Source organism: Desulfonauticus submarinus (genome assembly GCF_900104045.1).
Classification (GTDB): domain Bacteria; phylum Desulfobacterota; class Desulfovibrionia; order Desulfovibrionales; family Desulfonatronovibrionaceae; genus Desulfonauticus; species Desulfonauticus submarinus.
The window spans coordinates 75,810-95,154 of record NZ_FNIN01000004.1; the positions used below are offsets into that span (position 1 = coordinate 75,810).

Consider the following 19,345-nt stretch of genomic DNA (forward strand, 5'->3'; position numbering starts at 1 on the left):
TTCTAATATCTATAATGATCAGGTTTATATGGACCTTCAATTGGTACACCTAAATACTCTGCTTGTTTGGGAGTAAGTTTTTCTAGGTGAACACCTAAACGTTCTAAATGGAGTCTAGCTACTTCTTCATCTAATTTTTTAGGAAGAACCATTACTTTTGGTTCATATTTAGTTTTAGCAAGTTCTAATTGAGCTAATACTTGGTTAGTAAAGCTTGCACTCATAACAAAACTTGCGTGCCCAGTGGCGCATCCAAGATTAACTAATCTCCCTTCTGCTAAGACAATAATAGATCGTCCAGACTCTAACACCCACTTATCTACTTGGGGTTTAATGTTAATACGTTTACATTTAGGGTTATTTTCCAGATAGCTCATTTCTATTTCTGAATCAAAATGGCCAATATTACATACAATTGCTTCATCTTTCATCCGCTCCATATGTTCACCTCGGATAACATCGCAGCAGCCTGTGGCAGTGACAAAGATGTCTCCAAATTCCACAACTTCATCTAGACGTTTTACCTCATAACCTTCCATGGCAGCTTGTAATGCACATATAGGGTCTATTTCTGTAATAATTACTCTTGCTCCCATACCTCTAAAAGCTTGAGCACATCCTTTTCCAACGTCTCCATAACCACACACTACTGCAACTTTTCCTGCTACCATTATATCTGTTGCTCTTTTTATTCCATCAATAAGAGACTCTCTACATCCATATAAATTGTCAAATTTTGATTTAGTTACAGAATCGTTTACATTAATAGCAGGGAATAAGAGTTTTCCTTCTGATTCTAATTGATATAATCTGTGGACGCCAGTAGTTGTTTCTTCGGAAACACCTCTTATTTGCTTAGCAATAGTAGTCCATTTCTGAGGATTTGCTTTAATGCTATGTTTTAATCTTTCAATTAAAACTTGCATATCCTTGTGTTCATATTCTTTTTCTAAGATAGTTGGATCTTTTTCTGCATCTACTCCAAGGTGAACAAATAAAGTTGCGTCTCCCCCATCATCTACAATAAGATCTGGGCCAGAACCATCTGGCCAAGTAAGAGCTTGTTCTGTGCACCACCAATATTCTTCAATACTTTCGCCTTTCCAAGCAAATACTTTAGCTAGCCCAAGTTTTACTACAGCAGCAGCTGCATGGTCTTGAGTGGAAAAGATATTGCAAGATGCCCAGCGAATGTCTGCACCTAATTTGTAGAGAGTTTGAATGAGCATTGCGGTTTGAATGGTCATATGGAGGCTGCCAGTAATTTTTAGCCCTTTTAATGGTTTAGATGCCTCGTATTTTTTTTGTAAAGCCATAAGGCCAGGCATTTCATTTTCTGATAGTTGCATTTCCTTAATACCTAGATCTGCAAGCTCCATATCTTTTACCTTGTATTCCAAACTTGGTTCAAGTTCTAAAAACATATGTTCCTCCTTAGAATAAGTCTTCTTATTAGGAGTTTTTAGCGTGTATCTTAAAAGCAAGCAAGGTAAAAAAATCAAAATTTAAACTAGAGGAGTGTTTTTGTTGTTTCTTGATAACTATTTTTAATATTTATGAAAAAAAAAGCACTTATAGAATTCTTGATAAATTATCTTCAAATGGGTAAGCAATGGAATGAAAAGGAAGTGATTTTTATCTTAATTAGCTTTTTAGCTTTAAACTGAAGGGGGCTTGCAGATGATAATTACATGCCCAAAGTGTGAATTTAGTAGAGATGTGCCAGATGAAAAAATTCCTAAAACAGCCACTAGGGCTACTTGTCCTAAATGTGGGTATAAGTTTGAATTTAGAAAATTAGATAAGTTAGAAAATAAAGTAGAGATAAGAGAGGAAATAAAAAGAGATGTTTCCAAGGAAGAAAAAGAAAATATATGGGAACAATTAGAAGATTTAGGAGCTAAAGCTGAAGCACAAAAAAAGGATGATAAACAAAAAGATTCTTCTTCAACAAAGCATAAAGAAGTACAATCGGATAGTATTCCTTGGGAAAATTTAGATAAATACGGTTTTTTCCCTGGATTCTTCTTGACCTTAAAAAAAGTCATGTTTTCACCTGTAGATTTTTTTTCCAATATGAAATTTAAAGGATATGGTAAACCATTAGTCTTTTATTTGTTGTTAGCTGAAATTCAAGCAGTGTTTGTTTTTTTGTGGCAGATGATGTTAGGTAGTGCTATAATTCAACAACAAGAAGAAGCTTTAGTAGGGATGTTAGGATACTCAACTTTTGGTTCTCTTTTTATATTAATTTTTTACCCTATTATTTTATCACTCTTTTTATTTGTAGGGGCGGGTATTAATCACTTTCTTTTACTTATTTTTAGAGCAGGGAACAGTGGTTTTGAAGGGACCTATCGAGCAATCGCCTATGCTAGTGCCCCTATGATTTTGAGTATAATTCCTGTGATTGGGCAATTTATAGGTGGAATATGGACTTTTGTCGTAACTTTTATGGCATATAAGCATGTGCATAAAACAACTTATGGCCGTGTTTTTATGGCTTTAGTGGTAACACCTATTGTCTTGGTTTTGGGAGTAATTTTCTTTTTAAATCAGATGAAATTTTAGCTTATGTTTGGAAAATTAAGATTGTTTTTTGAGAAGATTTATAAATCCTATAGATTGAGAAAGGAATTAAAACCTTTTTATTTTTTACAGGAGACAGAGGAGATTTTATATCTGGCTAAATTGGCAGAAAGATTATTAGGAGAAGATAAGAAATTTAAGTCAAGGTTAGATAAAATTAAACAAGAGATGTTAAGACTGCAAGATCTTACAAAAGAATCTGCATTTAATAAAGTTCCTTTAAAAACTAAATTAGAATTGAAAAAAAGTTTAGAGGTTTCCAAAAAACAGCTAGAAGAAACGCTGGGATTTGCAAGACCTCATACTAAAATTATCCAATAAAAGAGGTTTTTTATGATAGGTATTTCTAAACTTTATTGTGACAATATTGAACCATCTGATGCTCTACGTTATGGTAGGTGTTCGGGAAAGTTGCCTTCTCATTTGCTTCAATTTTCCAAAGATAAGAAGCCTGTAATTGTTTGGAATATGACAAGGCGATGCAATTTGAAATGCGTGCATTGCTACGCTCAGGCAGTAGATGAATTTGGGAAAGATGAAATTAGTACTTCTCAGGCAAAGGAAATGATAGATGATTTGGCGCAATATGGAGCTCCAGTAATGCTTTTTTCTGGTGGAGAGCCTTTAGTTAGGGAAGATTTAACAGAATTGGCTAAGTATGCAGTTGAAAAAGGAATGCGTGCAGTCATTTCTACTAATGGAACACTTATTACTAAAGAAAAGGCAAAAGAATTAAAAGATGTGGGATTATCTTATGTGGGGATTTCTCTTGATGGAGGAGAAGAGGTTCATGATAAGTTTAGAGGAGTGCCTGGAGCCTATAGAAAGGCACTTAAAGGTGTAGAAAATTGTCAGGCTGAAGGATTAAAAGTTGGACTTCGTTTTACTATTAATCGACGGAACGCATCAGAAGTGCCTAAAATATTTCAAATTTTAGAAGATTTAGAAGTTCCTAGAGTTTGTTTTTATCATTTGGTTTATTCTGGACGAGGATCAGAATTGATAAAAGAAGACTTAAATCATGTTGAAACACGAGAAATGGTAGATTTGATTATGGATTTGACTAAAAAATTGTTTGAAAAAGGTTTAAAAAAAGAAGTTCTTACTGTGGATAACCATGCAGATGGTCCATATGTTTATTTGCGCTTATTAAGAGAAAACCCTAAGAGAGCAGAGGAAGTTTTTGAACTCTTACAGTTTAATGAAGGTAATAATTCAGGAAGAGGAATTGGTTGCATCTCTTGGGATGGGAGTGTGCATGCAGATCAATTTTGGCGCAATCATACTTTTGGCAATGTGCTTGAACGTCCTTTCTCTCAGATTTGGGACGATCCTAATATAGAGCTTTTGGCTAAGTTAAAAGATAAAAAGAAATATGTAAAAGGGCGTTGCTCAAAATGTAAATATCTTAATATTTGCGCAGGGAATTTTAGGGCAAGAGCAGAGGCATATTATGGAGATATTTGGGCTCCAGATCCTGCTTGTTATCTTACAGATGAAGAAATAGGGGCAAAGTGATTTTTATATTTACTTAAATTTTTGGGATTTTATTTTTGGTATTTGTTGTTTGGAGCCGGGAATGGGACTTGAACCCACGGCCTGCTGATTACGAATCAGCTGCTCTACCAACTGAGCTATCCCGGCTTACGTAGCTTTAAAAAATATAGAAAAGTAGCTGAATTGTAAAGAATGAGCTAAATTTGTTTTATTTTTTAAACTAACAAACAAAATTTATCTATGTTGTTAAGGCGTTTGGCTGGAGAGGCTTGGATTAGATAAATTTTTGTTTTAAATTAAGAGTGCAGTGTTAGAATTTTTATCTGTTTTTAATTAAGCAGCTTTTAGTTTCATAAAAGGGACTAACAAATAGTAAAATCTAGTTGAAGAGTTTCTAAACTTGCTTTTTCTAATCGCACTTTTACTTTTTGTCCAAGAGTATATCTTTTTCCTGTTCGTTTTCCTAACAGTTCTTGGCGTTCTGGCAAAAAGGTATAATAGTCATCTGTAAGAGAAGAAAAACGCACAAGGCCTTCTGCCATTATTTCTTCTAGTTCTACCCAAAAGCCAAAATCGCATAAAGAGGAAATAACTCCTGTAAATTCTTCTCCCACTTTATTTTTTAAGGCCAACACAGAAGCTCTCTTTAAAATTTCTCGTTCTGCTTCCATTGCCTTACGTTCTAGTAAACTTAATTTTTCGCCAAGTTTCTTTAATTTATTTATTTTCTTTTTGCGAGGATATTCGTTTTGGAGAGCTTTTTTTAGTGCTCTGTGGACAACTAAATCTGCGTATCTTCTAATTGGAGATGTAAAATGGCAATAAGACATAGAGGCCAGTCCAAAATGTCCCTCATTTATTGGACTGTATTTTGCCTGCATCATGGAACGTAAGAGCAATCTATTGACTAGGAAGGCTAGGTTGGTGTTTTGGGCTTGTTTTAATAATGTTTGTAGGTCTTTTGGGGATGTATCTTTAGGTATTTTTGTAGCTAACTTAGTACTTTTAAGCAGTTTAAATAAATTTTCTAATTTTTCTTCTTTTGGTGCAGGATGTACTCTATATAAAAAAGGCATTGCTTTTTCTTCTAAAAATTCTGCCACAGCTTCGTTGGCAGCAATCATAAATTCTTCGATGACTTGATGAGAAAAGTAGCGCAACCTAGGTTTGATCTCTAAGATGTCTTCCTGAAAATTAAATAAGATTTCTGGCTCTGGTAAATCAAAGTCTATGCTACCTCTTGCAGATCGATTTTGGTTTAAAATTTTGGCAAGATCATAAGCAGTCTGTAACATTGGTAAAATAGGTTTGATGCTTTTTTGTTCTTCTGGGTCTTGTTTTTCTATTGCAAGATGAACTTGGGAGTAGGTGAGTCTAAATTTGCTTTGGATTACGGCTGGATAAAATTTTTCTTTTATGCGTTTGCCAGAAGTAGAAAATTTCATTTCTGCCACTATAACTAACCTATTTACATTGGGGTTTAAGCTACACAGTCCGTTTGATAATTCTTTGGGAAACATTGGTTCTACTGAGAGAGGAAAATAGTAAGAATTACCTCTTTCCAGTGCTTGTTTATCTAAAGATGAACCAAAATCTACATAATGAGACACATCTGCAATAGCAACATATAGTATATATCCATTATCTTTTTTTTCTATATAAATTGCATCGTCAAAATCTTTTGCTTTGGCGCCATCAATGGTTACAAAGGAGAGATGGGTTAAATTTTTTCTATTTTTGAAGTCCTTATCAGTTGGGTGCATAGGTAAGTTTGCAGCTTCTTCAAGAACTTTTTGAGGGAACTTAGTAGGTATTTGATGATTGATTTTAACTAATTTTTCTTGAACTTCTAAGCTGTTTTCTGTCCCAAGAATTTCTATTAACTCTCCGTGCCAAAGAAATGGTTCTAATTTGTGGGTTGGTTTTAAATTAATGAGAGTTTGTGGTTTTAGATCTATTTCGCTTTCTACTAAAATACAAAATTTTAATCTTAAATCTGTTGGCTGAATTAAAAAGGTATTTTTACCAACTTTTCGTTTTACTCTACCTACAAGCTGCTTTAATTCTTTTTTTAGCACACGAACAATTCTACCTTCAGGGTTTTTCCCCCTGCTTTTAGGTAGAATTGCGACTAAAACTGTATCTCCATGCCAGGCATCTTCAAAATTTTCTGGCAAGACAAAAATATCTTTGCGTCTTTTATCTTCTGGCAGAACAAAGCCAATGCCAGATTTTTGTACTTCTAAAATACCTTTAACTACAGGTAACTTATTGACCAAACAAAAAGCCTTGCCTGTGGCTATAATTTTGCCTGCTTGTTCTAATTCTTTTAAAATGTGCTTAATGCGTTTTTGAATACTTTTTTTCTTACCAAAAAGAGAGTATATTTCTTTTGGGGTTAAAGGCTTATCTGCATGTTTAAATATCTTTAAAATATCTTGATGTTTTATTTTTTTCATTTAATTTTTCTCCTATAATTTTCCAAAAAATATGTTTTTCTTTTTCTGTAGAAAAAGAAATTTTACTATGTAAAACCCAAAATTCTTGTTTTGGATCAATGGCTTTTATTTTATCAATTTCTTTTTGTGTACAAACAAGAGAAGCATTGTGTCCACGGGCTGTATTTACTATGCGCTTTAAATCTTTTGATGTAAAGTTATAATGATCTGAAAATTTAAAATGTTTTTTCGGACCTGTTCCCAAAAATTTAGATAACGCCAATGTTATTTTCTGAGGATTAGCAAGAGAGGTAATTAAAATATATTTTTGTAAGGTCCTTGTTTTTTTATGAGTAAGGGACGATTGTAAAAAAGAGGGTTTGTAGTCAAAAAAAAGAAAATTTTTTTTAAATGGAGCAAGCTTTTTTTCTATTAAAGGTAAAAGGGTATTTTTGTCTTGTCCTTGCAAGTTAATTAAGAATAAGTCTGCTCTATAAAGGGCATTTTTGCCTTCTCTCCACATGCCTGAGGGAATAACTTGATTCCAATAATAAAAATCCTTAGGACTAAAGATTACAATATCTAAATCTTTTTTTATCTTTATTTGTCCAAAACCATCATCTAAAATAAATAAATCTGGCTTTAGTTGTTTTAAGGCATATTGAGCTGCTCTTAATCTGTTGGAATCAATAATAACTTTAGCTGGTGAATGCTTGGCTAGAAGCAAAGGCTCATCTCCACAGATCAAAGGCGACGCGTTTTTAGGAACCTTAAAAGGATAATATGGCGGTTTAGCCTTATAGCCACGGGTTAAAATAACAGTTTTTAATTGTAAAGAATTGGCAAGATAAAGACAAAAAGGGGTTTTTCCTGTGCCCCCCATGGAAATGTTTCCTATTGAGAGCACAGGAATAGGAAAAGCTGTTTGTTTTCTTTTTAAAACGTATTCTCTAAGTTTTCCTAATAGAGCATAAAGCTCTCCACATGGTTTTAATAATTTTAACCACTTCAAATGGTTATCCATTAAATAGACTACTCTCTAGTTTGTCCAAAAAAGCGTAAAAGCATTAAAAATAAGTTAATAAAATCTAAATAAAGGGTAAGAGCACCTAAAATGGTTCCTCTTCTTATAGCCAAACTGTCTTCATAGGGAGCACTAAGTCCCATTTCTTTTAATTTTTGGGTATCATAAGCTGTAAGACCAACAAAGACTAAAACTCCAATACCGCTTATTACAAAGCTTAAACCAGAACTTTTTAAGAAGATATTTACAATAGAGGCAATAATAAGGCCAATGAGCCCCATAAAAAGAAAACTTCCCCATGAAGTTAAGTCTTTTTTTGTAATAAGGCCATAAACGGACATTGCACCGAACATTCCTGCACAGATTAGGAATGTAGAGGCAATAGAGGACATTGTATACACTAAAAAGATGGCTGAAAGAGTTAAGCCATTTAATCCTGAATAAAGCAAAAATAAACCTGTTGCCATTTGGGCAGACATTTTACTAATTCCTGCACTTATTCCTATTACCAATAAAATTTCTCCTATAAGTAGTCCCCACATAAGCATGGGATTGCCAAAAATAAGCTGCAACAGTTTTGGGCTTGAGGCGGTATAAAAAGCTACAATACCTGTAAGTCCCAAGCCAATTGCCATCCATTGATACACTCCTCGCATAAATGCGTTTAAAACTTCGGTTTTGGCTGGAGCCTGGGAATAAAATTGTCCATTAGACATTACTTTCCTCCTTAATCTATTTTTTAATATTTACTTATTAAGACCTTGAAATAAAAATAGCAAGGGGGAAATTGAGAGAAAAAATTAGAATATTTAAAGATTGGCAAGTCTTAAAATAAATAAAATAGATAAGTGTTAATAAAATTTTTGTGGGATTAAGAAAATAACCATTGCGATTGCTAAGCTAAAGCAGTAAAATTTTCTATAACAAAAAATAAGGAGTGGTGCGGTGAAGGTTTGGCAAAAGATTACAGGACAGATTGGACCTTTTTTAGGCATGTTATTTTTGAGCGTAGAATTGTATTTTCGTTTCTTTAAGCATAAGAGTGTTTGTAGTACAAAAAGCTGCGCAATTGTTGGTGATTATGTTCGTATAGGCGAAACCAACTTAATTGTTTTAGGTTTGATTTTTTTTGCCTTGTTATGGATTTTTTTGTTTTTTTGGTTTCGCTATTTTAAAACTTGGTTAAAAAATATTATTTTATTTCTTTTTGGGACAGCCTTGGCTGCTGATGGAGCTTTGATAGGGTTTCAGCTTTTTGGCTTAAAAACTCAGTGTCAACTTTGTTTTGCAGTTGCTGGGATTTTACTTTTTTCTGTGTTGGGATATGGAATTAGCCAAAAGAAAATTTTTCCTATAATTTTGGGGCTTAGTCTTTGGTTTGCTGGTCTTAGTTCTGGATATCTTTTACAATATCCTGAGTTACCACCTAGAATAACTAAATTGGAATTATTATCTTGGCCTAAGGAAAAAAAACGGGAATGGCCTAAATTTTATCTATTTATTAGTTTACATTGCGGTCATTGTAGCCGATTACTTGCCAATTTAGCTGTAAATCCAGATATAGCTACTGTTAACTGGAAAATATTTATAGTGGATAGTGGAGAAAAAGATATGCGTAAAATAGCCTATATTTTAAACTCAAAAGATACTCCTAAAAATCCTTTTTTAGAGATTTTAAAATTAGAAGCAGATAAGGTAAAAAAGGAAGATCTTAAACAACAGAAAGTAACTAAAAAGCTTGAAGAAAATATTTTAAAGATTCAATCGTTTTTAAGAGGACATAGGATTATGGGGGTTCCGCTTTTGGTTGCTGATGAAAATAGTGGCAAAAGAGTTTTTTTAGTGGGTAGAAAGCATATTTTGAATTATTTAAAGGAGAAAGGTTTTATTGAGAGGATTCTTTATATCCCTGGAGAAGAGATAGAATAGATTGTAGGTTGATAATAAAATTTTGTTTTTAAAAGGGGCCTTAAGGCCCCTTTTTTTAATATTTTAAGTAACGAGGATTTATTATTTTTATTTCTGCTTTTTGATGAAGTGAATTTATAAAAGCAGAAAATAATTGTTTGGCCTTAAAGTTTTGATACACTTGCATCCATTTTTCTTGTTCTTTGGCAAAATCCTGTTTGCTTGGGATAATGTGTTTGATAGGTTTTGCTAAAATATAACCTGCCATTACTTCATACGGTTTATCTAACCAAGTGTTTACTTTACCTAGAAAAGCTTCTTGAGCTAGGCTTGGGTTAAAGCCCAGTTCAGGAATAAATCCTTGTCGAGTAAAAGGTTTAGATGTTTTTAAACTGATATTAATTTTTTCTTTTTTCTGTAATTTACTTAAAGTTTTTGTTGCTTCTTCAAGGGCTAATTTTTGAGCTTTTTGCCTGGTTAATATGGTTTTAATGGTTTCTTTCACTTTTTCTAAAGGCAATGGTTTTGGAGAAATTGCTTCTAGTTTAGATACTAAGAGGTAACCGTTTTGAAGGTTGAAAGGAGTTTTAGTGGTTTCGTGAACTGGCAAGTCAAATAGAGCCTGAATATCTTTAGGTTTTAATCCTTTTAAGTCTTGAGGAATATTTTTTCTAGAAAATAGATTTGTTGTTTTTACTTCTAAACCTAATTCTGTGGCAATTTTTTGGAGGCTTTCACCCGCTGCTAGCCTTGTTAAAGCGGAGTCTAATAAGTCTTGAATTTTAGCATAAGCCTTTTCTTGAGCAATAGTATTTTTTATTTGCTCTTTAACTTCTTTTAAAGGAAGTATGCCTGCAGCCTTTTTGTCTTCTAATTTTATTAAATGAAGTCCAAATTGGGTACGTACAGGCTTACTTATTTCACCTACTTTTAAGGCAAAAGCAGCATCAGCAAATGGTTTTACCATATCTCTTTTGGTAAACCAGCCCAGTTCGCCACCATTTTTTTTACTTGGGCCCTCAGAATATTGTTTGGCTAATTCTGCAAAATTTTTTCCTTTTTGGAGTTCCTTTTCTATTTTAGCGATTTTTTGTTCAGCTTGTTTTAATTCTTTTTTTGATGCATCTGGATTTAGTCGAATTAGAATATGACGGGCTTTTACTCTTTCTGGTTGAAAAAAACTGTTTTTATGAGACTCATAGTATTCTTTTATCTCTTGTTCACTTACCTTTTCTTGTTTGGCTAGGTTTTCAGGAGTAAGTAAGAGATAGGCAATTTTAATTTTTTCTGGATCCATAAATTTATCTTTATTTTCATTATAATATTTTTGTATTTCATTATTTGAAATTTTTATTTTATTTAAATAATTATCAAGCTTAAATAAAAGGTATTCGATTTGAATTTGCTCTTTAGCAAATTTATACATATCGTACACTTCAGCCAAGTTAGCTTTGGCTGGTAACGTAATAAAGGCGCGCATTTTTTCAATTAAAAGGTTCTCAGAGTAATCCTTTTCAAATGTTGCAGGAGACAGTCCATTTAATTTTAAAATCTTTTTATATAAATTAGGATCAAATTTTTTATTTTTATTTTGGAAAAAAGGAATAGATGTAATTGCTTTGCGGAGTTCTGGCAAGGTGATATCAACTCCTAGGGCTTTTGCTTTTTCTCTTAGAAGTTCAGCATTTATAAGTTGATTTAAGACTTGTTCTTTTAACCGCATTTGTTGTATTTCTTTTTGAGAGAGATTAGGATTTCTATGCCGTAAAGATTTTAACGTTCTTTCATAAGCAATTCTAAAATCTTGGGCGGCAATTGGTCTGCCATTTACTTCAGCAATTACTGCTGCCTTATTACTTCTAAAACTGCCAATTCCCCAAAAAACAAAGACCACAATAATAAGCCCAAAAAGGATTTTTATTCCCCATGATTGGGCATTTTTTCGCATCAGGTCTAACATATATTACTCCTTTATTTTCTTTTATTCCTCACAAAGTTTAAGAGGCCGCCTTCTTTGATAATGTTTAGCTCTTTGGTTGTGAGGTCATTGGTGACAGTTATACAAAAATCTTTAATCTGGATACACATTTTTTGTCCACAAGACAATTGTTTTAAATTTAAACTAAGAATTTGTTCTAACTCAATTTTGTCATAGTCTTTGGGATCTACGAAAATAAGAGGCAGAATGCCAAAGTTAATAAGGTTTGCTCTGTGAATGCGGGCAAAAGATTTAGCAAGTACTACCCTTACTCCCAAATAGCGTGGAGCCAAGGCTGCGTGCTCTCTGCTAGAACCTTGTCCATAATTTTCTCCACCTATAATTATTCCTTGTTTGTGTTGCTTTGCTCTTTGAACAAACTCCTTATCTACTCTGGAATAAATATATTCACTTATGGCAGGGATATTGGAACGTAAGGCAGTAATTTGAGGTCCTGCAGGTAAGATGTGATCTGTAGTAATATTGTCTCCTACTTTAATTAGAACTGGAAGTTCTAAATTTTCAGGTAAAGGAGAAAAGGATTTTAAAGGAACAATATTGGGACCTCTGCGAATTCTTACTTCAGCTTGATTTTCAGGGGGAAAAATAAAAAGGTGTTTAATAGACGGAGTTTTTAATGGAAGAGATATTTCTTTGAAATTTATTTTCTCTTCCCACGTACAAGGATCTGTAAATTTCCCCTCCAAAGCTGCAAAGGCTGCTGTTATTGGACTTGTAAGATATATTTTTGCATCCTGAGTTCCACTTCTGCCCTCAAAATTACGATTAAATGTACGTACACTTATTCCTTTAGATGGAGGAGATCCACCCATTCCAATGCACGGTCCACAAGCACATTCTAATAATCTTCCGCCAGCATTCAAGATAGGCCAGAGTAAATTTTCGTCTAAAAGCATTTTTAGAACTTGCTTGGAGCCTGGAGCAATGAGCAAGTCTGTTTCTGGATTTATTTTTTTATTTTTAAGAATAAGAGCTACACTTTTTAAATCTAGATAGGATGAATTAGTACAAGAACCAATAGCAACTTGGTCAACCTTTAAGCCTGCTAGTTCTCTAATAGGTTTTACTTTATCTGGCATATGAGGAGTAGCTGCAAGAGGTTCTATTGAGCTTAGATCTATTTCCACCTCTTCATCATATTCTGCATTTGGATCTGGACCAAGTTCTATGAAGTCATCTTCTCTTCCCATTGCTTTTAAAAAACGTCTGGTATTTTCGTCAGAGGGGAAAATAGAAGTGGTAAGGCCAAGTTCTGCTCCCATATTTGTAATTGTTGCCCTTTCAGGTACAGAGAGTGATTTAAGTCCTGGACCAGTATATTCAAAAATTTTGCCCACGCCTCCTTTTACAGTAAATTTTTTTAATAGAAATAATATAATATCTTTAGCTGAGGCAAATCCTTTGAGTTTTCCAGTTAAATAAACCCGAACTATTTTGGGCATTGTTATAGTATATGGCTCTCCTGCCATGGCTAGGGCCACAGAAAGACCGCCTGCACCCATTGCAAGAGCTCCAATTCCTCCTGCAGTAGGCGTATGACTGTCTGAACCAATCAAGGTGCTTCCTGGTTTAGCAAAATTTTCAAGATGGAGCTGATGACAGATTCCTGTGCCAGGTGGAGAAAAAATAAGGCCATATTTAGCTGCTACTGTTCTTAAATATTGGTGATCATCTGGATTTCTAAATCCCATTTGAATGGTATTATGATCTACATAGCTTACAGAGAGATCAGTTTGAACTTTATCTAAACCAATAGATTCAAATTGTAGGTAGGCCATTGTACCTGTGGCATCTTGAGTAAGAGTTTGATCAATTTTTATTTCAATTTCTTCTCCTGGAATAAGCTTGCCAGATACCAGATGTTTTTGGATAATTTTTTTGGTTAGATTAAGTGTCACTTTCTTCTCCTTTTGTTGAGGATGAGATTTGTTGAAAAAGGTCTTCACTACCTTGATGGATGTCTAGAATTTGTGTGTCGCCAAGATAAGAGGTCAATTTAATATTATCAATATTTCTTAATTTGCTATAAATTTGAAAAAGTTTTTCTCCTTCTTTTAAAATAATTCTTTGATGTTTTTTTATTCGTTCTAGATTATTTGGAGGAGTATTAGCTAAAAGTTCAGCTGCATTAACTACTGCAGTTAGGGGCTGAGATAATTCATGACTGATGGCTCCAGCTAACGAAAGAACTAAATCAAGCTTTTGTTTACTTTCTGCTTCTGTTAAGTTTCGAAAAAGCCACAAATATCCTTTATCTGAGAGACAAAGAATCGTTATCTCCCATTCTTCATTTTGAAGGGTTAGATTGAGTACTTTTTTCTCTTCTCCAGATAATAGTATCTCAGGAGAAACAGCTTCTTTTTTAGAGGTGTTTAATAGATCAAAAATAGTATAACCTTGTTTTTTAAGCTTTTTTTGAAATAATTTTTTGCCAGCTTTATTTACATAAACAAGCCTTCCTGAATTTAAGGTATAGATTAGAGGATAGGGTAGACTATTTAATAGAACTTCTAATATTTCTTCATATTCTTGAACTTGAGAACGGAGTTGGTAAATGTTGCTTATATTTTGAATAATCTCTAAAGAACCCACTACCTTCTCTTTTTGGATAAGCTTAACTGCAATAATTTGATAGAATCCTTTAATTTTCCCCCGCAGATCCCAAAATCCAGAAACAGTGACTCCATTGGGAATAGATGAAAAATTTAAGGACACGTCATTAGCTTTGTATAATTTTTTTAATTCTTTATGGTCATATTTTAAGATATTTTGTCCTAAAAGAGACCTAGGTTCATCATAGAATGCAAGACCTACATCCGACTTCCCAATAACCATTTTTCTTGGGATGCCAGTAAGTATTTCACATGCCTTATTCCAATAGATTACTTCTCCTTTGGCATTAAAGATGATAGTGGCAAAAGGGGTATTTTCTAAGATTTGAGAAAGAAAATTTTCTTTTTTAGCTGCTTTTTTTTGATATACTGTTTTCATTAGGTGTAAAGAGATAAAACTATAAGAAGGAGAATATTCACTTAATTGAATATTTGGTGGTAATTTTTTGCGTAGAGTGAATATAAATTCAGGGTTTGTTTCTAAGTTAAAAACGCTATCTATGACATGATGTTTGAGCATTTCTTCCCAATGTTTATAGCATGGATAATTGGATATGAACTCTTCTCCATCAGTGATAGTTATTGCTACTAAGCGTCCTAACGGACGCAAGGCATCTTTGGAACGTAAATAAGCTCGTACAAAGCTAGCAATTTTTTTCTTAGGGCCAATTATTGCAAAATTTTTTAACATGTTAAGTTATGAATTTAGTTCAAAGCGTAGCTTAGTGATTTTATTTTGTCTGAATTTTATCTCGGTTTGAATAACCAATTTTTCTTGTTGGAGATTAAAAATTTCTTGAGCAAAAAAAATTTTTTTTTGATGATCTTCTTTTTCTCTAAAGTATTTTATTTTTTTTTCACACTCTGAAAGTTTTTGCTTAAAATGTTCTATTTCTTGTTCTAAATTTTTAATTTTAGCCAATGCGGATGCGTCGTCTACTTGGTTCACCTTTTTGCTCCTCTATTTTTCTTTCTACCTGACCAAAGGGAATACTTTGAAAAATTTTCCAAAATTTAGGCCAAATTTGAGTTATACTTCCTGGATTTTCAAGACAAATACCTTTAAATTTAAAAGAAATAAGACCATAACTGAGTGTCCATAAGGCAGAGGGACTGGTCCATACCTTGTTTGTTTTATTTTTTTCTCCACTATATTCTATTTCTAAATATTCTGGATGGGTTTTGAAATTGAAATTTAAAAAGCTTAAAAGTTCTAATCCTGGTTCCAACAAACTATCTTCTAATTGATGATAAATAATAGCTTTATTTTTTTGAATAATGGCTAGGGCTAAGACAAAGGGGAAAAATTCTTTAAAGTCCTCTAGGTCAAAGCTAAACTGAGAAGAAAGTGCTTTATTGTGTTGGCTTGTAAAATCAGAAGGATTGAAATTAAGGCCTATTTCTTGAAAAAGTTTTTCTACAAATTTGGCTCTAGGAGAATAGCCTGGCCAGATACCTTCTAATTTGACTGAGCCAGATGTAATATACGGCAGTACTAAAAGGTGGGCACTAAGAAGAGGATCTGCTTCTAGAGAAAATGGAACAGGACATTTTAACTCAGATGGACTTACAGTAATAGTGGAATCCTCTGTTTGAATAGAGACTCCCCATTTTTGAAGAAGATAGTCTAATTCAACTATTTCTTTAGGTAAGTTAGCAAAAGTAATTTTGAGCTTTTTATTTAAAAGTAGGCTTGTAAAAATTAGCCCTATTCCTAAAAACGGGCTTATAGTAGAAGGAATTGTGATTTCAGAAGGTATTTTACCACTACATTCTAGCCTAGCCGGCAAATTGTAGCTTTGAGGCTCTATAGAGGTTAATCGGGCTCCTAATTGGGGAAGAAAATCTTGCAGTGGTTTTAGATTTAATATTTTTAAACCAGGAGAAGCATTCAGTTTGCAACTGCCTGCTTCAGTTAGGGCTAAAGCTAACATAAAATAGAGAGTGGTTTCGTGTTCTCCTAAAAAGAAGGATTTTCCTTCAAAAGTTAAATTAGCTGGTCCTGCATGAAGGGAGTCTTCTTGCCATGAGATTCTGCCGCCAGCTTGGTTTAGGGCTTTTATCAGCTCCACTAACGGATCATTTAATGGGAATGGTTCTATGTGAGTTTCTGTTGTAGATATAGTAGAAAGGACTACAGATACTGTAGCTTGAAAAAGAGATAAAGGAGCAGAAGTCGAAAAGTTAATAGGATGAGTCTTAGGATAAAGACAAAAAGGCTTGTCGCTACTTTTTTTACTTTCTGCCTTTGAATAACTAGTATTGTTTAAAATAGAAAATAACTGTCTAAAGAATCTTTGATTTTCTCCTTGCAGATGTTTCTTCCATATATTCCATAGAGTCTTCTCCAAATACGTATCTATAGGGCTCTTATTTTGCTCCATTCTATGGCGAGCAATTTTACTTAAAAGCTTAGTACGTTTTTGGATGAGTTGTAAGAGCCTTTTTTCTACTTGTTTTAATTCTTCATTTAGATTAGGGGAACTATTTTTTTTATCTTTCATAAAAATATCCTAGACAAGTAAAGTAAGTATTTCCTACTATTAAAAGCTTTATTGGGCAAGTGGAAATGATGAGAGTTTTAGAATTGACTGAATTAAAGAGAGAAGATTTTTCTTTGATTCTTATAGGTAGTTAAAAGGGCTTTTATTTAAAAAGTTCAGAGACTTTTAAAAATGAAATAAAAGGGGCTGGAATATGTCAAAAAAGATGGAGCTTAAAAAAAAGGGGGTACTTTTAACTATAGACCTTTCTTTTTATTTAGAGATGAGCGGAAAGCCAAACTTGGATGCAGGAGAGGTAGGCCTAATTACAAAACATTGGCAAACGTGGTTTTCTTTTTTTAATGCATATACATTGGGCGAGCCAAAAGGTTTTTTGATAATTTTTTTAGGCAAAGAGGTAGAAAAAGAAATAGAAGCCGCTTGGGTCACAAGTCCAAGTAAAGGCTATGCACTGGATTTGATGGCAAAAACTATGCTTATGTCTGCAGTAAAAGAGTTTATTCCAGAACTTGCAACTTTAAAATGTGCTCCTGTTCCAAAAGTTAATAAGCAAATTAGACGTAAAATTGCTTCTGTTGGTTTAGAAATGAAAAAGAATGGTATTTTAAATCATAAATATGCTGTATTTACTTATTTTCCCTATAAGGGGGGGTGCGAGGTTTGCTTGTTAAAAGAAAATTGTCCAGGGCCCAATAATCAATTTGGTAAATAAGTAAGTCCATTTAGCTAAAAAAAGTTTAAAGTAGGTTGTTAAAACTTAATTTTTCTAGGTGTTTATCCAAGCCACCTAATTTAATGGGGGTATATCCTAGAGTTTTTTCCCAAACTAAGTCAGATTCCATACAGTAATATATTTGGTCTTTAAGGCCAGCTTTTTTTAATTTTTTTACTATAAAAGAGAACATTTTGAGGCGTAAAGGCAAAAATAATCTTAACTTGCCATCTAATCCGTAAATGTATTCTTCGTAGATATAAGTTGATTTGGGGTGTTTTTGAGAGATGGTATGAAAGAGTTCTGGCATTCCTCTAAAAGATCCAAGACTAAGGTAGCAGATATGTTCTGGTTTTAAGTAATCAAATACCATTTCAATAGTTTTTGAATATCCTTTTTCCCAATTTGGATAATAAATTATAGGGTCAAAATGAAGGCAAACTTTGATTCCCAGTGATACACATTTTTGAGCTGCCCTGAGGCGTTCTTCTAAGGGGATTACGAGTTTTTCTTCTTTTTTTACTATTTCTGGAGCATTTAAGGACCAAGCTGGTAAGATATGGTCAATTTTATGAAGACCATTTGTCCAACTTAAATCTGCTACTTTACTTTTTAACTCAAGGCGTACGTTAGAATAGTTTTGTAAAAAATTGGTTAATTTTTGAGCATATCCTGTAAGGGGTTCTAAGACCAACGAATCTGTAAATTCTCCTGTTCCTGTTCTAAAACGAAGATTAGGGTTTGTTTTAAAAGTTTTATCTAGTTCTTGGAATAAATCGTCTATATTTGCCCATATTTTTAAAGTTTTATCTTGAAAATAGGCTTGAAGAATACAGTAAGTGCAATTTAAAGGACAGTTTTCCCCAAAATGAATTATTTTGTATCCACAGCAATTATAATACCTTGTTCCTGGACAAAAGCGTAAAAATTTGCCTTTAAATTTTTTCAAAATTAAACTTTGAGGTTGGTAAGATTGCGTTGAACTTAAAGGCAAAATTTTTATGTCAGGAAGATGTTTTTTTACATTTTGAAGAATAGGATTAGTAGTGGATAAGCTTGGATCAAGGTAAAGGTATTTTAAATTTAAATAAGAAGGAAGTTTAGATGTCAAGAAAACTCTCCCAATTTGCCCAAGGATTTTGTTTTGCAATCAATTTTAACTCTTCGATTGCGTGGGATAAATCTTTAGGATTTGAAAATTTTCCTTTAAAAATAAGGTTGCTATTTTCTAATTGAAATGGATGGTCAATAGTCCAACCTGTGCCTGCTTGAAGGTTTTTGAGATGATTTAGTATTTTTGAATGTGTTTGAGATAAAAGTGGATAGCGATACTTCCAAACAAGGTTTAGTATTTTTTTTATCTTGTCTTGTGGGGATAGGTTAGAGCTCAGAACAGTGAAGATGTTCATTTCTTCTAAGAGTGAGTTAAGTTGTTTTTGAGTTTTTAGGCTGATTTCATTTAGCCATTGGAGAACTTTTTTTTGATTAGATTTAGACCATTTTAGATCTTTAAACAATAAAAAAAGAACCTCTTGTTCATTTAGGGAGAAATTTTTAACTAAGCCCCCTATCTCTAAGTCAAGATGCTCCAATTGTAGGAGGTTATCCCATTTTTTAGGAAGTTTTATCCAATTGTTAAGCAGCTTTAATTGTAGGCCTTTTGGGTGGATCCCTAATATTGCTAATTCTTGGGAAGACAGTTTAAATTTAGAAAAAAATCTAAATGCTTTTACTAAAGCCCACTGGGCAGGATAAGGTAGATTATTTAAAGAATAATAAATGAAGCCCAACTTTTTGGGAGATTTTTTTTCTATTTTTAAGGCTAAGATATTTTTTTTTAAATTTTTTAAGGCTAAAGTTCGTTTATATCCATGGATAAGGAAAATTTTTTCCTGTTCTTGAAAAATAAGGATTGGCTCTAATTGCCCTAAATATTCTAAACTTTTTAAAAGCTCTGGGCAAGGCTCTTTAGGCCAGAGTATCCAAGGGTTTTCTGTAATTATCTGATTAGGGTCTATTAAGGATAATTTTTCTTTTAAAGCTAACATTTTGTTCCCATCAC

General features: G+C 33.2%; 16 protein-coding genes and 1 tRNA gene. 5 read left to right on the forward strand and 12 right to left on the reverse strand.

Features of this window, described 5'->3' with window-relative positions; genetic code table 11:
- Positions 1–2 precede the first annotated feature (2 nt).
- Positions 3–1,424 (reverse strand): adenosylhomocysteinase, encoded by a 1,422-nt coding sequence (gene ahcY, locus BLP60_RS05725; protein ID WP_092064795.1) that lies wholly within the window; start codon positions 1,422–1,424, stop codon positions 3–5.
- Between the two features lie 256 nt (positions 1,425–1,680).
- Between ahcY and BLP60_RS05730 the strand changes: the two genes are divergently transcribed.
- Genes BLP60_RS05730 through ahbC form a run of 3 tightly spaced genes read left to right on the forward strand, consistent with a single transcriptional unit; the run spans position 1,681 to position 4,107 of the window.
- Positions 1,681–2,571 (forward strand): YIP1 family protein, encoded by an 891-nt coding sequence (locus BLP60_RS05730; RefSeq protein ID WP_092064922.1) that lies wholly within the window; start codon positions 1,681–1,683, stop codon positions 2,569–2,571.
- A 3-nt stretch (positions 2,572–2,574) separates the two neighbouring features.
- The gene (locus tag BLP60_RS05735) at positions 2,575–2,910 is read left to right on the forward strand and encodes a hypothetical protein (protein ID WP_092064799.1); all 336 of its coding nucleotides are present in this window, start codon (positions 2,575–2,577) and stop codon (positions 2,908–2,910) included.
- A 12-nt stretch (positions 2,911–2,922) separates the two neighbouring features.
- On the forward strand, positions 2,923–4,107 hold the full coding sequence (gene ahbC / locus BLP60_RS05740) for a 12,18-didecarboxysiroheme deacetylase (RefSeq protein ID WP_092064802.1): 1,185 nt from the start codon (positions 2,923–2,925) through the stop codon (positions 4,105–4,107).
- 50 nt (positions 4,108–4,157) lie between these two features.
- Here the strand turns inward: ahbC and BLP60_RS05745 are convergent.
- The 4 genes from BLP60_RS05745 to BLP60_RS05760 form a co-directional block, all read right to left on the reverse strand.
- Positions 4,158–4,233, reverse strand: a tRNA-Thr gene (locus BLP60_RS05745).
- Between the two features lie 215 nt (positions 4,234–4,448).
- Positions 4,449–6,545: a ribonuclease R gene (gene rnr, locus BLP60_RS05750; RefSeq protein WP_092064805.1), complete on the reverse strand. Its 2,097-nt coding sequence runs from the start codon at positions 6,543–6,545 to the stop codon at positions 4,449–4,451.
- Positions 6,505–7,548: a tetraacyldisaccharide 4'-kinase gene (lpxK, locus tag BLP60_RS05755; RefSeq protein WP_092064808.1), complete on the reverse strand. Its 1,044-nt coding sequence runs from the start codon at positions 7,546–7,548 to the stop codon at positions 6,505–6,507. The genes rnr and lpxK overlap by 41 nt, the downstream gene beginning before the upstream one ends.
- Positions 7,549–7,556: 8 nt before the next feature.
- Positions 7,557–8,264, reverse strand: a complete 708-nt coding sequence (locus tag BLP60_RS05760) for a Bax inhibitor-1/YccA family protein (RefSeq protein WP_092064811.1) — start codon at positions 8,262–8,264, stop codon at positions 7,557–7,559.
- Between the two features lie 229 nt (positions 8,265–8,493).
- Between BLP60_RS05760 and BLP60_RS05765 the strand changes: the two genes are divergently transcribed.
- Positions 8,494–9,477 (forward strand): vitamin K epoxide reductase family protein, encoded by a 984-nt coding sequence (locus BLP60_RS05765; protein WP_092064814.1) that lies wholly within the window; start codon positions 8,494–8,496, stop codon positions 9,475–9,477.
- A gap of 55 nt (positions 9,478–9,532) precedes the next feature.
- Here the strand turns inward: BLP60_RS05765 and BLP60_RS05770 are convergent, their stop codons facing one another.
- Genes BLP60_RS05770 through BLP60_RS05790 form a run of 5 tightly spaced genes read right to left on the reverse strand, consistent with a single transcriptional unit; the run spans position 9,533 to position 16,571 of the window.
- Positions 9,533–11,416, reverse strand: coding sequence for a SurA N-terminal domain-containing protein (locus tag BLP60_RS05770; RefSeq protein WP_092064817.1), 1,884 nt, complete (start codon positions 11,414–11,416; stop codon positions 9,533–9,535).
- 11 nt (positions 11,417–11,427) lie between these two features.
- Positions 11,428–13,353 (reverse strand): aconitate hydratase, encoded by a 1,926-nt coding sequence (locus BLP60_RS05775; RefSeq protein WP_092064820.1) that lies wholly within the window; start codon positions 13,351–13,353, stop codon positions 11,428–11,430.
- On the reverse strand, positions 13,343–14,758 hold the full coding sequence (locus BLP60_RS05780) for a PAS domain-containing protein (protein WP_092064823.1): 1,416 nt from the start codon (positions 14,756–14,758) through the stop codon (positions 13,343–13,345). The genes BLP60_RS05775 and BLP60_RS05780 overlap by 11 nt, the downstream gene beginning before the upstream one ends.
- 6 nt (positions 14,759–14,764) lie before the next feature.
- Positions 14,765–15,016 carry a hypothetical protein gene (locus BLP60_RS05785; RefSeq protein ID WP_143338916.1) on the reverse strand — a complete coding sequence of 84 codons (252 nt, stop codon included), beginning with the start codon at positions 15,014–15,016 and terminating at the stop codon, positions 14,765–14,767.
- Positions 14,982–16,571 carry a carboxyvinyltransferase gene (locus BLP60_RS05790; RefSeq protein WP_092064829.1) on the reverse strand — a complete coding sequence of 530 codons (1,590 nt, stop codon included), beginning with the start codon at positions 16,569–16,571 and terminating at the stop codon, positions 14,982–14,984. Before BLP60_RS05790 ends, BLP60_RS05785 begins: the two co-directional genes overlap by 35 nt.
- Positions 16,572–16,764: 193 nt before the next feature.
- Here BLP60_RS05790 and BLP60_RS05795 point away from each other — a divergent pair, with 193 nt between their 5' ends.
- Complete coding sequence (locus BLP60_RS05795) at positions 16,765–17,283, forward strand: hypothetical protein (protein ID WP_092064832.1); 519 nt, start codon at positions 16,765–16,767, stop codon at positions 17,281–17,283.
- Positions 17,284–17,308: 25 nt separating this feature from the next.
- On the opposite strand, the gene BLP60_RS05800 is transcribed toward BLP60_RS05795, so the two are convergent.
- Both BLP60_RS05800 and BLP60_RS05805 read right to left on the reverse strand, forming a co-directional pair.
- Positions 17,309–18,394 (reverse strand): SPL family radical SAM protein, encoded by a 1,086-nt coding sequence (locus BLP60_RS05800; RefSeq protein WP_092064835.1) that lies wholly within the window; start codon positions 18,392–18,394, stop codon positions 17,309–17,311.
- Positions 18,384–19,331: a ParB N-terminal domain-containing protein gene (locus BLP60_RS05805; RefSeq protein ID WP_092064838.1), complete on the reverse strand. Its 948-nt coding sequence runs from the start codon at positions 19,329–19,331 to the stop codon at positions 18,384–18,386. The genes BLP60_RS05800 and BLP60_RS05805 overlap by 11 nt, the downstream gene beginning before the upstream one ends.
- Positions 19,332–19,345: the final 14 nt, after the last annotated feature.

Coding starts and splice junctions, on each gene's coding strand:
- BLP60_RS05805 (WP_092064838.1), bottom strand. CDS start 19,331: ATGTTAGCTTTAAAAGAAAAATTATCCTTAATAGACCCTAATCAGATA.
- lpxK (WP_092064808.1), bottom strand. CDS start 7,548: ATGGATAACCATTTGAAGTGGTTAAAATTATTAAAACCATGTGGAGAG.
- BLP60_RS05780 (WP_092064823.1), bottom strand. CDS start 14,758: ATGTTAAAAAATTTTGCAATAATTGGCCCTAAGAAAAAAATTGCTAGC.
- BLP60_RS05790 (WP_092064829.1), bottom strand. CDS start 16,571: ATGAAAGATAAAAAAAATAGTTCCCCTAATCTAAATGAAGAATTAAAA.
- BLP60_RS05730 (WP_092064922.1), top strand. CDS start 1,681: ATGATAATTACATGCCCAAAGTGTGAATTTAGTAGAGATGTGCCAGAT.
- ahcY (WP_092064795.1), bottom strand. CDS start 1,424: ATGTTTTTAGAACTTGAACCAAGTTTGGAATACAAGGTAAAAGATATG.
- rnr (WP_092064805.1), bottom strand. CDS start 6,545: ATGAAAAAAATAAAACATCAAGATATTTTAAAGATATTTAAACATGCA.
- ahbC (WP_092064802.1), top strand. CDS start 2,923: ATGATAGGTATTTCTAAACTTTATTGTGACAATATTGAACCATCTGAT.
- BLP60_RS05760 (WP_092064811.1), bottom strand. CDS start 8,264: ATGTCTAATGGACAATTTTATTCCCAGGCTCCAGCCAAAACCGAAGTT.
- BLP60_RS05795 (WP_092064832.1), top strand. CDS start 16,765: ATGTCAAAAAAGATGGAGCTTAAAAAAAAGGGGGTACTTTTAACTATA.
- BLP60_RS05735 (WP_092064799.1), top strand. CDS start 2,575: ATGTTTGGAAAATTAAGATTGTTTTTTGAGAAGATTTATAAATCCTAT.
- BLP60_RS05770 (WP_092064817.1), bottom strand. CDS start 11,416: ATGTTAGACCTGATGCGAAAAAATGCCCAATCATGGGGAATAAAAATC.